Source organism: Paraburkholderia sp. XV (assembly GCF_020177535.1).
GTDB classification, from domain to species: domain Bacteria; phylum Pseudomonadota; class Gammaproteobacteria; order Burkholderiales; family Burkholderiaceae; genus Paraburkholderia; species Paraburkholderia caribensis.
Genome location: NZ_JAGUUD010000011.1, coordinates 26,998 through 40,513, shown reverse-complemented (window position 1 = coordinate 40,513; position 13,516 = coordinate 26,998). Strand labels below are relative to the sequence as shown.

At 65.0% G+C, this 13,516-nt stretch carries 13 protein-coding genes; 3 read left to right on the top strand and 10 right to left on the bottom strand.

The window, feature by feature from the left end; translation table 11 throughout:
* Positions 1–77 precede the first annotated feature (77 nt).
* Positions 78–665, top strand: coding sequence for a YSC84-related protein (locus KFO72_RS08730; RefSeq protein WP_054934918.1), 588 nt, complete (start codon positions 78–80; stop codon positions 663–665).
* 411 nt (positions 666–1,076) lie between these two features.
* Complete coding sequence (glgA, locus tag KFO72_RS08725; protein WP_054934920.1) at positions 1,077–2,699, top strand: glycogen synthase GlgA; 1,623 nt, start codon at positions 1,077–1,079, stop codon at positions 2,697–2,699.
* A gap of 148 nt (positions 2,700–2,847) precedes the next feature.
* On the opposite strand, the gene glgX is transcribed toward glgA, so the two are convergent.
* Positions 2,848–5,019, bottom strand: a complete 2,172-nt coding sequence (gene glgX / locus KFO72_RS08720) for a glycogen debranching protein GlgX (RefSeq protein WP_225031893.1) — start codon at positions 5,017–5,019, stop codon at positions 2,848–2,850.
* On the opposite strand from glgX, the gene KFO72_RS08715 reads away from it, so the two are divergent.
* Entirely contained in the window at positions 5,018–5,974 is a 957-nt protein-coding gene (locus KFO72_RS08715) for a response regulator (RefSeq protein ID WP_225031892.1), read from the top strand. The two genes, glgX and KFO72_RS08715, sit on opposite strands and share 2 nt — an antisense overlap.
* Before the next feature lie 180 nt (positions 5,975–6,154).
* On the opposite strand, the gene KFO72_RS08710 is transcribed toward KFO72_RS08715, so the two are convergent.
* From KFO72_RS08710 to KFO72_RS08670, 9 genes are all read right to left on the bottom strand, one after another.
* A complete protein-coding gene (locus tag KFO72_RS08710) occupies positions 6,155–6,352 on the bottom strand; it encodes a CsbD family protein (protein WP_054934924.1) in 198 nt (65 codons plus the stop codon).
* 92 nt (positions 6,353–6,444) lie between these two features.
* Positions 6,445–6,654, bottom strand: coding sequence for a hypothetical protein (locus KFO72_RS08705; RefSeq protein ID WP_054934925.1), 210 nt, complete (start codon positions 6,652–6,654; stop codon positions 6,445–6,447).
* A gap of 139 nt (positions 6,655–6,793) precedes the next feature.
* Positions 6,794–7,651, bottom strand: coding sequence for a 2OG-Fe(II) oxygenase (locus KFO72_RS08700; protein ID WP_054934926.1), 858 nt, complete (start codon positions 7,649–7,651; stop codon positions 6,794–6,796).
* A 76-nt stretch (positions 7,652–7,727) separates the two neighbouring features.
* Positions 7,728–8,201: a nuclear transport factor 2 family protein gene (locus KFO72_RS08695; protein WP_054934927.1), complete on the bottom strand. Its 474-nt coding sequence runs from the start codon at positions 8,199–8,201 to the stop codon at positions 7,728–7,730.
* 183 nt (positions 8,202–8,384) lie between these two features.
* Positions 8,385–9,662: a patatin-like phospholipase family protein gene (locus tag KFO72_RS08690; RefSeq protein ID WP_062916622.1), complete on the bottom strand. Its 1,278-nt coding sequence runs from the start codon at positions 9,660–9,662 to the stop codon at positions 8,385–8,387.
* A gap of 141 nt (positions 9,663–9,803) precedes the next feature.
* Positions 9,804–11,267 (bottom strand): vWA domain-containing protein, encoded by a 1,464-nt coding sequence (locus KFO72_RS08685; protein ID WP_225031891.1) that lies wholly within the window; start codon positions 11,265–11,267, stop codon positions 9,804–9,806.
* Positions 11,268–11,299: 32 nt separating this feature from the next.
* Complete coding sequence (locus tag KFO72_RS08680) at positions 11,300–11,944, bottom strand: TadE/TadG family type IV pilus assembly protein (protein WP_225031890.1); 645 nt, start codon at positions 11,942–11,944, stop codon at positions 11,300–11,302.
* A gap of 1 nt (position 11,945) precedes the next feature.
* Positions 11,946–12,473, bottom strand: coding sequence for a TadE family protein (locus tag KFO72_RS08675; protein WP_054934931.1), 528 nt, complete (start codon positions 12,471–12,473; stop codon positions 11,946–11,948).
* A gap of 21 nt (positions 12,474–12,494) precedes the next feature.
* Complete coding sequence (locus KFO72_RS08670; RefSeq protein WP_054934932.1) at positions 12,495–13,472, bottom strand: type II secretion system F family protein; 978 nt, start codon at positions 13,470–13,472, stop codon at positions 12,495–12,497.
* Positions 13,473–13,516 lie beyond the last annotated feature (44 nt).

Genomic DNA, 13,516 nt, shown 5'->3' with positions numbered 1-13,516 from the left:
GCGCGCCCGGGCGGCTGCGGCGAAGCACCGAGGGAGGCGCTAGCCGGGATATCGCGTTGACAGACAGGAGAACAACGATGCATAGAAGAAATTTCATACTGAGCACCGGCGCCGCACTCGCTGCAGGCGGTCTTGCCCTCTCAGGCTGCACGATGACGGGATCGCATTCGACGAGCAGCACCAGCAATTCGGACAAACGCCGTGCAATCGATTCGAGCGTCGATGAAACGCTCTCACGGCTTTACACGACGGCGCACGGCTCGCGCGAACTGGTCGCGAAAGCGCGTGGCGTACTGGTGTTCCCTTCCGTCGTTCAGGCGGGCTTCTGGATCGGCGGACAATATGGCCAAGGGTCGCTGCGCGTCGGCGGGCAAACGGTGGGTTACTACAGCACGGCTGCGGGCTCGTTCGGCCTGCAGATCGGCGCGCAGTCGAAGGGCGTGATCTTCCTGTTCATGACGCAGGACGCACTCGACAGCTTCCGCAACAGCCAGGGCTGGTCGGTCGGCGGCGATGCGACCGTGGCGCTCGTGAAGGTCGGCGCAAACGGCAACATCGACACGACCACCGCCACCAAGCCCGTCGAGGCATTCGTGCTGACCAACGCCGGCTTGATGGCGGGCGTGTCGCTTGAAGGCGCGAAGATTTCGCGGCTCGATATCTGAGCGCCAGATAGAGCGCGGATGTAGTACGGGGGACGGGGCGCGCAATGGGCCCCGTATCGGGTCGCTCCGGTGCACTTGTGTAAAACCCTCACGGTGTCCGATGGCTTTTACATCCGGACAGTAACGCACCGTCCATCACGCGCACGTTCACCAAGTTGACGCATTTCATCCTCTACAGTGCTTCATGCACCGCAGTCCCGCGCCCCGTAAAGATCTGAAGAAAACGCTCGGCCGCGCCGCAGCGGCTTCACGACCTGCGCGTACAGATGGCACACCGCTTGCTGCGTTCCGATGCCGCCGTCCTCGCCTAACGCCGACCCGCTCCGCTCCACGGATCGCGCCAGCCATTTACGGCGGCATTCCATTCCAAGCGTCCCGCTCAATTCACTCTTTTCACCAGGAGTCACTACCTTGACGCTGAACGTCCTTCTCGTCGCCGCGGAGGCGATGCCGCTGGCGAAGTCCGGCGGTTTGGGCGATATGGTGAGTGCCTACGCCGCCGCGTTGCGCGACGCGGGCGTCGCTTCGACCATTCTGTTGCCTGCGTACCCTGCCGCGCTCGAACGCGCGGCGGGCGTAACGCCGATCTGCCGCATCAGCGGCCTGCCGGGCGGGGACGCGCGGCTGTTACGCGCGCACATGCCCGATACGGGCGTGCCCGTCCTGCTCCTGCAGATGGATCATCTGTTCAAGCGCGATAACCTCTATCAGGACGAGCAGGGCCGCGACTATCTCGACAACGCGATCCGCTTTGCGTCGCTCGCCGCAGCCGCGACGCGCATCGCGCGCGGCGTGCGCGGCGTGCAGACGCCCGACATCGTGCATGCGCACGACTGGCACGCAGGCCTCACGCCGCTGTTGATGAAGCTCGCGGGCGTCGCGGCAAAAAGCGTGTTCACCGTGCACAACCTTGCTTTCCAGGGCAACTATCCGCTCGCGCTGGGTAGCTGGATGGGCGTGCCGCCCGAACTGCTCGCGCCCGCCTTGACGGACCCGCGCAGCATCGAGTTCTACGGTGCGCTCAGCATGATGAAAGCGGGCATCGTGCACGCGGACAAGGTAGTCACCGTCAGCGAGAACTACGCGCGCGAAATTCTCACGCCGCATTTCGGACATCTGATGGAAGGCGTGCTGCAGGCGTGCTCGCACAAGCTGTCGGGTATCACGAACGGGATCGACAGTGTCACTTGGAATCCCGCTGCCGACCCGCTGATCGCACGCGCTTATTCCGCCGACGATGTGCGCGGCAAGCAGGCCTGCAAGCGCGATCTGCAGCAGACCTTCGGCCTGACGGTCGATCCATTCGCGCCGCTGGTTGCGATCGGCAGCCGTCTCACGTCGCAAAAGCTTGCGGACGTCGTGGTCGAAGCGCTGCCGTTGCTGCTCGCGCGTCATCCGCGGCTACAGGTGGCGATTCTCGGCAAAGGCGAAGCGTACCTCGAAGCCGCCGTGCGCGATCTCGCCGCCGCGTGGCCGCAGCGCGTCGGCGCGTACGTCGGCTATGACGAGCGGCGCGCGCACATGCTGCACGCGGGTGCCGACGTGTTGCTGCATGGCAGCCGCTTCGAGCCGTGCGGGCTCACTCAGCTCTACGCGCTGCGCTACGGGACGATTCCCGTCGCGTCGCGAGTCGGCGGGCTGCGCGACACGATCGTCGATTACACGCCCGAGCGTTCGCCCGAACTCGGTTTGCCCGAAGAAGGCGCAACGGGCTTCCTGTTCGACGGCGAAACACCCGAGGACGTCGCGGCGGCGGTGCAGCGCGCGCTCGACGCGTTCATGCGGCCTTCGTCGTGGCATGCGCTGCAGCGCAATGCGATGCGGTGCGATTCCAGCTGGCGCAAGCCGGTGCAGGCGTATCTGAAACTCTATGGCACGCTGACGGACGCACGCCCGGCACAACCGCGTGTCGATGTCGACCGCGTCGCAGCGGCCTCGACGCAACGTCGCGCGAACGCAAACGGCGCAGCGAGCGCGCAGACGGTGTGGAGCAATGGCGCCACGGCGCAGGACACGGTGGCGCGAAGCGCTTGAGGATGACGCAGCGGGCCACGCGCGGAGCGCGCAGATAGCAACGGACCTCTTCTCGCGAAGAGGTCCGTTTTTTTACCGCTGTCACTTTCTCTCAGGTCCGCCACTACGCCTATAGATCCGCGCCGGCAAGGTCACACCTTCGAGCCGCTCACTCCGTCAAACGCTCTTCGAGCCGCTGGAAGATCCGCTTCGTCTCGCCCTTCGCATGCAACGAGAACAGCAACAGCGAACGGCCCGTCACCTGATACACGTCACCCGATTCGAAATCGGGCAACTCGTCGCGCTCCGGCGCGTTGGTGTCGATCATGCAGCTCCACCGATCGCTGCCCGGGATCTCCGGCAACGTGAAGTCGACGACGTCGTGATACGCGTTGATGACAAGCAACAGCGTCGCGTCGGAAGCTGGACGCCGGATGCCGCTCGCCTGCGCGCGCCCGTCGATCACGAGGCCAAAGCAGCGCATCGCCGAATCGTCCCACTGCTCGCCCGTTAGTTCGACGCCCGCCGGGCTCAGCCATTTCACGTCCTTCACGCCCATGTCTTCGCGCATCTCGCCCGTCAGAAAGCGATTGCGCCTCAGCACGGGCAACGCGTGACGCAGCGTGGTCAGCTTGCGCACGAACTCGGTGAGCGCGCGGCCGTTGTCGTCGATACCCGTCCAGTCGACCCAGCTGACCTCGTTGTCCTGGCAATACGCGTTGTTATTGCCCTTCTGCGTGCGGCCGAATTCGTCGCCGGCAAGCACCATTGGCGTGCCTTGCGAAAACAGCAGCGTCGCGAGCAGATTGCGTTTCTGCCGCTCGCGCAGTGCGATCACTTCGGGATCGTCGGATGGCCCTTCCTCCCCGCAATTCCACGAGCGGTTGTCGCTATGGCCGTCGTTGTTGTCTTCACCGTTCGCTTCGTTGTGGCGCTCGTTGTACGACACGAGATCGTTCAGCGTGAAGCCGTCATGCGCGGTGATGAAGTTCACGCTCGCCCACGGGCGCCTGCCGCGCCGGTTGAAGAAGTCGCCTGAAGCGGTGAGGCGCTTCGCGAGATCGGCGGCGGACGCTTCGTCGCCCTTCCAGAACGAGCGCACTGTGTCGCGATAGCGATCGTTCCATTCGGCCCAGCCAGGCGGAAAGCCGCCCACCTGATAGCCGCCCGGCCCGCAGTCCCACGGCTCCGCGATCAGCTTTACGCTGGAGATGATCGGGTCCTGCCGGCAACTGTCCAGAAAGCCGCCGCCTTCGTCGAAACCGTACGGCTCGCGCCCGAGGATGGTCGCGAGATCGAAGCGAAAGCCGTCGACGTTCATCTCCGTCACCCAGTAGCGCAGACTGTCCGTGACCATCTGCAGCACGCGCGGATGCGACAGGTTAAGCGTGTTGCCCGTGCCCGTGTCGTTGATGTAATAGCGGCGCTCCTCAGGCATCAGCCGGTAGTACGACGCGTTGTCGATGCCGCGAAACGACAGCGTCGGCCCGCGCTCGTTGCCTTCTGCCGTGTGGTTGTACACGACATCGAGTATCAGTTCGAGACCGGCGTCGTGCAGCCGGTCGATCATCTCCTTGAACTCCTCGATCACGCCGGGGCCGCGCGCGAAGTAACGCGGATCGGCCGCGAAAAAGCCGATCGTGTTGTAACCCCAGTAGTTCGTCAGCCCTTTGTCGAGCAGGTACGAATCGTTGACGAACGAATGAATGGGCAACAGTTCGATCGTCGTCACGCCGACGCGCCTGATATGGTCGATCACGGCTTTCTGCGCCAGGCCGTCGAACGTGCCGCGCATCTTTTCCGGCACGCCGGGATGCATCTTCGTATAGCCGCGCACGTGGGTCTCGTAGACGATGGTGCGATCCCACGGCACGCGCACGCGCGTCGGATGGGTCCAGTTGAACGTCTGGTCGACCACCTGGCACTTCGGCATGAAAGACGCGCTGTCGCGCTCGTCGAACGTGAGGTCGTCTTCCGTTTCGAGCGTATAGCCGAACAGCGACGGGTCCCAGCGCAACGACCCGACATGCGCCTTCGCATACGGATCGAGCAGCAGCTTGTTCGGATTGAAGCGATGGCCGGCCTCGGGCTCGTACGGACCATGCACGCGATAGCCATACACGGTGCCGGGCTTCAGGCCGGCCATATGCACATGCCACACTTCGTCCGTGTATTCGGGCAGTTCGATGCGTTCGAGTTCCTTCTTGCCTTCGTCGTCGAACAGGCACAACTCGACCTTCGTCGCGTGCGCGGAAAAGAGCGCGAAGTTGACCCCTCTGCCGTCCCAGGTCGCGCCGAGCGGAAACGGCAGGCCCTCGAAAATGCGGGAATCGGTGGGCATGGTTGTGTTCCTCAGGCGAATGGAATGGGCGGGGCGTATGACGATGTCTGCATGGACACAGCAGCGTGAACCTTTAGCAATGTGTGTGCCTGGCAAGTCGATGAAATCCACGATGGCACGCCAGCGTCAGGGCCTCTTGCCGCGCTCCGCGCGCGGCACCCGTACCGCTGCAGGCGCTGGCGGCGCCGCGCGCAGGCATCCTGATTGGCCGAACAAGACCCGCAGCGTGGCCGAACTTACAACGATGCAGAAATTTTTTGCTAAACCCTCTTACTTGCAAAACAGCCGCGTCGCGCGAGCCGTTCACGCCGCCAAGGCGCGCAACGTCTGGCTCGAAAGCCCGTTGCGCATGACATCAGGCTATGTGCGGCGGCGCGGTGATCCCGCCACGCACGGCGTCAAACGGGTCGCCGGGAGGTCGCCGACGGGATTGGCACGCGTCATGCATACGTGCAAACCAATTCACGATGACGTTTCGCTCGCACCCGAACCCGGCTGCGAGATCAGAAGTTTGCCTGTACATATGGATTCGAACGCACTGTCGGATAGTCACCTTCCTACCATCCTGCTCATCGATGACGAGCCGGACCTGCTAATCGCGTGGGCGCTCCTGCTCGAACTGGAGGGTTTTCACGTACTCACGGCTTTCGAGCCGCACGAAGGGGTCGAGCTTGCGCAGCGGGTGCACCCCGCGCTTGTCATCACGGATCTGATGATGCCCGGCATGGATGGCGCGGAGGTATGCCGTACGCTCAAGAGCGATCCCGGTCTCGACGGGATGCCCGTGATCCTGTGGAGTGCCTCGACCGACATTCCCACCGACCTGGATTGCGAATGCACGCTGCACAAGCCCGTTGCGCGCGAGACCTTGCTGGATCAGGTCGATCTGCTGCTGGGCCGCCTGCACGACGGCGCCAGGCCGGTGCGCGGCGGGGACGATGTGTCGTTGAACTAGCCGTCGTTGAACTAGCGTCACGCACCCCGCGCACCCCGCACACACCGCGCAAATCCGGCATGACGCCACCATAAGAATGGGCCGCGTTACCACGCGGCCCAGCGGGCTTCGCCCGTCTACTTGTTCGCTCCCTGCGATCGAACGGCCGGGCGGCCAGAAGCGCCGCCCGGCACGCCGTGATCAGTGATGCTTGCGGTCTTCGCGGGCGATGTCCTTTGCGTCTTCCTTCGCATCGCCATACGACTTCTGCACTTCGCCGGCGCCTTGCTGCAGGTCGCCCTTCAGTTCCTGGCTACGGTTGCCCGTGGCCTTGCCGACAGTCTCGTTGACCTTGCCCTTCACCTTTTCGACCGTACCCTTCACTTGATCCTTGTTCATGGCTGACTCCGTCTGGTTACGCCGACGCAACGGTTGCGCCAGTCATGGCCGATAGAGCATCCGCTGTGCCTGAGTGTGACGCGCACGCGGCGTCAGCCCACGGCGGGCGCGCGCGCTTCGAGCGCCCGCAACAATTCGTCGAGCTTGTGGGCGCGCGTGCGTTGCGACGGCACCAGCCGCGCCGCAAGCACGGCGTTGAGCCGCGTGCGCCAGTACGACAGTGGGAAACGATGCTCGGCTGCCATACGGGCGAGCACCCGTTCGAGATGTTGAAGCTCGCTTTCCAGTTGATAGTTGTCCATTGTCGGTCCCCGGATGTTCTCAGTCTGAGGGGCATGTGCGTGGCGCCTGTCACGTTGAGGGCGCCGAAAACGAGCCACGCATGCGCTACCCTCAGGACAGCACCCGCCATACCCGGATGCACTGCGCATCACAGGCGCGCTAGACGTAGGGGCGCTCACGCATCCATTTCGTCATGATCCACTTGTCGCCGCTCGTGACGGGCGCGCCGCCGTGCAGCGTCAGCGGATCGAGCTGGCGTTGCCCGTTCATGTAGCGGAAGTAGATCGCGCCGCCTTGCCGCGCCATCACGGCGAGCCCTGCGTCCGGAAACACCGTTTCGCCGCCCCCTTCGACGTCGCTCAGGTACACGATCAGCGTTGCGACACGCTGGCCGCCGCGCGCCGTGTGCAGCACGCTGCCGTTCTGGCCGGGCGGGAAATAGTCGAAGTGCGGACGGTACTCGCCGCCTTGCCGGTAGTGCAAAATCTGCAGGCCTTCACCGTGCTCGAGCGGCCAGTTCATCAACGCGGAAATGCGCCGGTCCAGGCGTTCGATGAACGCATCCTCGCAGCGCTGGAACCAGAAGCCTTCGCTGGTGCGCAGCTGGATCACGTCTTCGCTGCCATTCTCGGGATTGACTGTGGTGGAGCGCTTCAGCCGGTGCCGTGCGCGTTCGATCAGCTCGGCGCATTCCTCGCCCGACAGCACGTCGTCGAACGCGATCACCTGCGGGCGTTCGAAGCGTATGCGCACCGTCACGTCACGGTCGTGCGCGTGCACCGTGTTGCCCGCCGCGACGGGACAGGCATCGTAGTGATAGGCGCGCGCTTCCTCTTCCGGCGACGCCGCAACCGTCGCCGCCGCGCCTGTCTCCGATGCGGCGCGGCGCACGATCTCCCGCGCCGCGTCGATCTCGAAGCCGCCCTGCACCATCGCTTCGATCATCGATTCCTGCGTGCATCCGCGGCTCACGTTGGTCGCGAGCCATTCCCGCCATGCTGCATCCATCTCGCGCATCACATCCCCCGCAACTTCGTTTGTCGCGCTCGCCGGAGCCCGGTCAGGACCGGCTCAGCGCGCGCTCATGCTCCGTTCATGCCGCTTTCGCGCGGAACGCGGCCAGCCCGCGCCTCGCCTGCGCGCGGATCGCGTTCTGCACGAACGGCGTCCAGCCGAGCAGCGCCCCCTTCGCGCCCAACGCCTGACTCGCCCAGCGCCACAAGTCGAAACGGTCGTGATGTTCGACGATCAGTCCGTCGCGAAACACGAAGCGCGCGTCGATCGGGTTGACCACCGTTCTGCCTGTCTGGCTGAACACATAACTCGCGACCCAATGTGCGCTGCCGCTGTCGCCGTCGGCGGCGACATGGCTGAAGGCGAGCGTGAACTCCTGTGCGCGCGACACCAGCATGCGCCACATGTCGATCACTTCGCCGCCGTGCAGACCGACGAACACCGGGTCGCTGAACGTGACATCGGGCGCGTAGCACGCTGCCATCGCATCGACATCGCGCCGCTGGAATGCTTCGTAGAAACGCTCGATCAATGCCGCATTGGGATGGGTCATCTCGGTCTTGTGCTCGCCGTTTTCGTTTTTGCCAGGCCATATCAGCCGATATCAGCCCGTGTTTTCCTGAGCCTGCCGCTTCGACAGCGCCGCATTGCGGCGCGTCGTTCCGGGCGTCAGTGCCATTCACCCAAGGTACAACACGCTCACGCGATTGCGCAATCGTTCAGATGTGTCGCCGTCTTACGCCGCCTCCGGGTCCGAACGATGTATCGCGATGCCTTCCAGCGGGTCCGGCTCCTCGCGCCACGGCGCGCGCTCGATCATCCGTTGCGCGTCGGCATGGCCCGCTTCCCAGCGCCGCCGGATGCCGTCCTTCGAAAAGTCGATGTCCTTGTGCATATCGTCGCGCCCGAAGTTCGGCGCATCGAGCTCGATCACCTGCATGGTGGTGCCGCAACCCCAGTCCAGCAGTTCCTTAACGGCAGCCGCGTCGCGCTGGTCGTCGGGCAGATGCTTGCCGAGTTCGCGGATCACATGCCGCAGCCGGTGAATCTGCCGCTGCCGTTCGAGATGGCTTTCGGCGCGGCTCGAATACTGGATGTCGCGCTGGCGGTTCATCGCCTGCTGGATCGACGCAGGCTCGTCGCCATGCGCGGGCCACAGTTGCACGGTGAAGATCACGGAGCTGTGCCGCGGCCGGTCGTCGAGCACGGCTTCGAGCGGCGTGTTCGAATAGATGCCGCCGTCCCAGTACGCCTCGCCGTCGATGCGCACGGAAGGAAAGCCCGGCGGAAACGCCGCCGACGCCATTACATGCCCGACGTCGAGCGGTGCGTCGCGATTGGTGAAATAGCGCATATGGCCGCTGCCCACGCTGACCGTGCCGACCGTCAGCCGCGTCTCCTTGCGGTTCAGGTAGTCGAAATCGATCAGCGACGCGAGCGTCTCGCGCAACGGCTCCGTGTGGTAGAACGCCGCCCGCTCGATGCCGACGGGCGCATCCAGCGCGAGCCATGCGTCGGTGCGCGGCGTGAAGAAGGCGGGCAAGCCTTGCGACATGATCGACAGGTTGCGCAGCCACTGCTCGTAGCCGGGAATCCATGCGGCCCAGGCGGTGGCGAGATACGCGGGCAGACCGAGCGCCGCGCAGGCGGGCGCGCAGGCCGAAAGCCAGCTGGGCGCCTGAGGCCCCGTCCACGTGACGCGCTCCCAGAACGTGCGCAGACGGCTCATCCGGTCTTCGGGGCGGTTGCCCGCGATGATCGCGCCGTTGATCGCGCCGATGGACGTGCCGATCACCCAGTCGGGCTCGATCCCGGCATCGTGCAGCGCTTCGAACACGCCCGCCTGATAGGCGCCCAGCGCGCCGCCGCCTTGCAGCACGAGCACGACCTGGGCGTCGATGCCGTGATGCGCCGACGTGCCGCGCGTTGCCTCGCTGTTGCGCACCCGTGCGGCGGCGCGCGATGCCTGCGCAGAGGGCTGCGCGGCCGCGTGCGCCGCGGTTTTCTTGACCATCGTGCTTCTCCGTCGGGAAACGAAGCGTTCATCGGGAGACCTGCGGCCGCGCCGCAGGCAGTCACACGATAGCGCACCTTTATTTCGCGCGCACTTCAAGGCGCGCCTGTCACGGCAACGCCACATGTCCCGCTCCCGCCGCTACTTCGCGATGCGCAGGATGGCCGAAGCCAGTTGCGCGTAGCACGGCTTGATGTCGTCGGTGGTCGCCGCGTAGCAGTACACGCCGACGGGCTGCTTCGCGTCGTAGCAACGGCTCGGGCCATCCGCCACGTTGGCGATGCACTTGAGAATGTCCTGGCCGAGCTCGCCGCTGCCCGCACCCGTCCTCGTCAACAGCGACGGGCCGTAGCCGAGCGCGAACACAAAGATGCCTTCTGCGCGCGCTTTCGCCGCCATCATTTCCATCAGGTTGCGCGCCGCGTTGTTCACGTTGGTGAACTTCGTCGTCATGGCGCTGACCTGCGCGGGGCTCGGCTTGCCATTGTTCACCGTGCCGACCGTGGGCATCTGGCCGTTGACGGGCCGCGTCAGCGCGCCTGCGACGGGCGACGCCGGCGTAATGGGCAGAGTGGCCGAAGCGTCGGATGCAGCGTGCACGTCGTAGGTGGCGGGCAGGCTCTTCACGTTGTCCGCATACTTGTCGTAGCAGCTGCTTTGCTGGTTTTGCGCCGTCATGCTGTCGAATGCGCCGGGGTTGCCGTTCCAGTTGTTCGTATCCTTGCCCGTCGTGGACGGCGGGGTGTCGCCCGTCATGATCGTGTATTTGCCCGCTGCGCACGTCGTGTTTGCCGCCGCGAACGAAGCTGCGAAGCTGTTCGGCGCGCCGTCCGAGAAGAACACGATCACGCGCAGGCTGGACGGCTGCGTGATGACGTGATCGAGCTGGTACTTCGCGTTCCAGATCGCATCCACGGACGCCGTGTTACCGCCGAAGCTGTAGTTCGAGATCTTGTTCGTCATCGTCGCGCGGTCGAAGCCCCGGCTCTGATCGCTCTTGAAAGGCACGTCGACGACCGTGCCCGCCGCGAAGTGCATCAGCGAAACGCGGTCGGTCGAGGTATTGAAGTTGTTGAGAAACGCGGTCGACCCCGAGCGCACGGCCGCCTGCGTCTTCGTATCGCTCATCGAGCCCGTCACGTCGACTACGAACGACATATCCAGATCGCGCCGGATCGCCTGGCCTGTGGTCGCCACATTGAGCAGCTTGAAACCCTGAATCTGCATCAGCGTGAGCGGCACGCTCGCCTGCGCGGCGAGGTCGATGGTCACCGTGCCCTTGTTGATCGTCACCGACGGCGCGCTGAGCGTGGCCGTCGAGCCGAGAAAGCCCTGCGGATAGTTCGCGGCAAAGAACGCATTCGCGGCCGTGGTCGCGTTGGTGATCTGCTCGTCCTGGGTCGAGCCGCGCGTGACGGCCTGACCCGCCGCGACCAGCGCGCCGTCCACCGCCGAATCCAGCCGCGCCTTGACCATGTAGCCGAGGCCCGAGTCGATCGCGAGTCCCGCGATGCCCAGCAGCGCGATCAGCGACACCGCGACGAGTATGCTCACCGAGCCTTGCTGGCGCCCGAGCGAGCGCGTGTTTCTTTTGAATGTTTTCATTGCTTCCCCCGGTGCTTCGAACTGCCCGACCTTCAGAACACGCTCATCGAATACAGGTTCGGCGACAGCGCGGGCGTCGTGATGCCGCCGCCCAGGTTGATCGCGCCGATCAGCGGCTGCTGCACATAGAAGCTTTCGACGGCATACGCGATCTGTCCGTCGGAGAGCTTGCCCTTGAGCAGATCGACCGCCTGCGCGGGCGTCTTGCCGCCGAGGCCGTTGCACGCGCCGCTGCCGTCCGTGGCCCACGACGTGCCCGCTGTCGAGCAGTTCCAGATCTTGCTGGCGGCGCCGGCGTCGCTGCCGCCCGTCCATTTCCATTGCGCGACGACCGTTCCCGTGCAGCCGTTGCCCTTTGCGTCGCAGCCTTGCGAGCCCATGATCTGCGTGATGTAGATCATGCCGTTCGCGCTCATGTTGAGCGGCGGCGTCGTCGCCGCGAGCGACGCCATGATGGTCTGCATCGGATACGTGGCCGCCGCGCGCGACGACAGGTTCGCGCCTTCTCGGCTCACGTTGATCAGGATCATCTGAGCCTGAACGTTGCGCGCGATGTCGTAGAGCGGCAGCGCGATGCCGAGCAGCAGCGGCAGCAGCAATGCGAACTCGACGCTGACGATGCCTCTGGCGTTGCCTCGCGCGTAACGGCGCGCCTCGAGCCGTGGTCTCGTCTTCATGTCAGAAGCCCTCGTTGCGCATGGTCGCGGCGACGCTGAAATTGAAGAAGCCGCCGGGAAAGAACGAGCGGATCATCGGCGTGATCATCGGCCACGCGCAGTTGATTTGCAGCACGACGATGTCGCCGGGATTGCCGAACATGCTCGACGTGTAGCTCGCATCGCTCGCATAGCTCTGCGCCTTGCCGCTGTTGATCGTGATCGCGTAGCTCGGATTGACGAGGGGATACAGCCCCATCGACTGGTCCTTGATCTCCTGAATCACGGCGAGATACCGCTGCGGGCTCTTCTGGTTCGGGTCGAGCCCTGTCTGCCCCGTCACCGCGTAACGTGCGCCTTCGCGCACCGCGTATTGCATGGTCAGGTTCACCCACAGCGCGACGCCGAGATCCATCACCATGCAAAGCAGAAAGAACAGCACGGGCGCGATAAACGCGAATTCGAGCGTGGCGACGCCGCGTTGCCTGCGGCGGCGTGGCTGGGAACGGCTCGCGCGTGGCGCGCGCAGATGAGGACGCGTGGTTGTCATCGTGTCTCTCCCGCCATGGGCTCAGTGCATGCCGCCCATCGTCGGCAGCAGTTGCCGCGCGACCTGCATCGCAGCGGGCCCGATCAGCACCATGATCAGCGTCGGGAAGATGCAGAACATCAGCGGAAAGAGCAGCTTGAGCGCGATCTTCGCCGCCTGTTCTTCGGCGCGCAGCCGGCGTTTGGTGCGCAGCGTGTCGACGAACACGCGCAGCGAATCGCCGACGCTCGTGCCGAAGCGGTCCGCCTGAATCAGCATCGACGTGAGGGTGTCGATATCCTCGACGCCCGTGCGCAGCGCGAGGTTGCGCAGCGCCTTGTCGCGTCCCGCACCCGCGCGCAGTTCCAGCAGCACCAGTTCCAGTTCTTCCTTCAGCGCGTGGCTCTTCACGCCGATTTCCTCGGCGACGCGCTGCATCGCCGCGTCCAGCCCGAGGCCCGCTTCGACGCAGACGGTCATCAGATCGAGCGCATCGGGCAGGTCTTCGAAGAGGCTGCGCTGGCGCATCTCGACGAGACGGCTCAGCACCACGTTCGGCAGATAGAAGCCGAGCGCCGCCATCGAGAGCGTGGCCAGCAGCAGGAACTGCCGCGCGTCGGGCCCGGCGAACAGCGTGATGCCGAGCAGCGCGAGCGCGGGCAGCACGAGCGCGAGCAGCGTCTTCGCGGCGAAGTAGATCGCGGGCGCGGCTTCGCCGCGCATGCCGGCAGTGGCGAAGCGCCGCCGCAATGCGGACTTGTCCCAGTCGTCCTTCGGCAGCGACAGCTTCGCGACGTGTTGCGAGACCTTCGTGACCGTCTCCATCCATGCCGGGCTGTCGGCGCCTTCCATGTCCGGCGTGGCCGCCGCGGCCCCCATCGTGCCTGCCGCCGACGACGCCGCAATCCCGTCGATACGGCGTTTCAGCGGATCGGGACGCAGCAGCGACATGGCCTTCCACGCCGCGCCGAACACGATCGCGAACATCGCGGCCAGCAGGGCAAGCTGTTCGGTTTCCATGATTTCCCCGTGTTATTGCGTTGCTTATCTGTTCGAGTCGCTGC

Excerpts from the sequence above, each read along its gene's own strand:
- glgX (WP_225031893.1), bottom strand. The coding sequence starts at position 5,019 with ATGCCCACCGATTCCCGCATTTTCGAGGGCCTGCCGTTTCCGCTCGGC.
- KFO72_RS08705 (WP_054934925.1), bottom strand. The coding sequence starts at position 6,654 with ATGGACAACTATCAACTGGAAAGCGAGCTTCAACATCTCGAACGGGTG.
- KFO72_RS08730 (WP_054934918.1), top strand. The coding sequence starts at position 78 with ATGCATAGAAGAAATTTCATACTGAGCACCGGCGCCGCACTCGCTGCA.
- KFO72_RS08700 (WP_054934926.1), bottom strand. The coding sequence starts at position 7,651 with ATGCGCGAGATGGATGCAGCATGGCGGGAATGGCTCGCGACCAACGTG.
- KFO72_RS08695 (WP_054934927.1), bottom strand. The coding sequence starts at position 8,201 with ATGACCCATCCCAATGCGGCATTGATCGAGCGTTTCTACGAAGCATTC.
- KFO72_RS08670 (WP_054934932.1), bottom strand. The coding sequence starts at position 13,472 with ATGGAAACCGAACAGCTTGCCCTGCTGGCCGCGATGTTCGCGATCGTG.
- KFO72_RS08675 (WP_054934931.1), bottom strand. The coding sequence starts at position 12,473 with ATGACAACCACGCGTCCTCATCTGCGCGCGCCACGCGCGAGCCGTTCC.
- KFO72_RS08685 (WP_225031891.1), bottom strand. The coding sequence starts at position 11,267 with ATGAAAACATTCAAAAGAAACACGCGCTCGCTCGGGCGCCAGCAAGGC.
- KFO72_RS08680 (WP_225031890.1), bottom strand. The coding sequence starts at position 11,944 with ATGAAGACGAGACCACGGCTCGAGGCGCGCCGTTACGCGCGAGGCAAC.
- KFO72_RS08690 (WP_062916622.1), bottom strand. The coding sequence starts at position 9,662 with ATGGTCAAGAAAACCGCGGCGCACGCGGCCGCGCAGCCCTCTGCGCAG.
- KFO72_RS08710 (WP_054934924.1), bottom strand. The coding sequence starts at position 6,352 with ATGAACAAGGATCAAGTGAAGGGTACGGTCGAAAAGGTGAAGGGCAAG.
- KFO72_RS08715 (WP_225031892.1), top strand. The coding sequence starts at position 5,018 with ATGGTTGTGTTCCTCAGGCGAATGGAATGGGCGGGGCGTATGACGATG.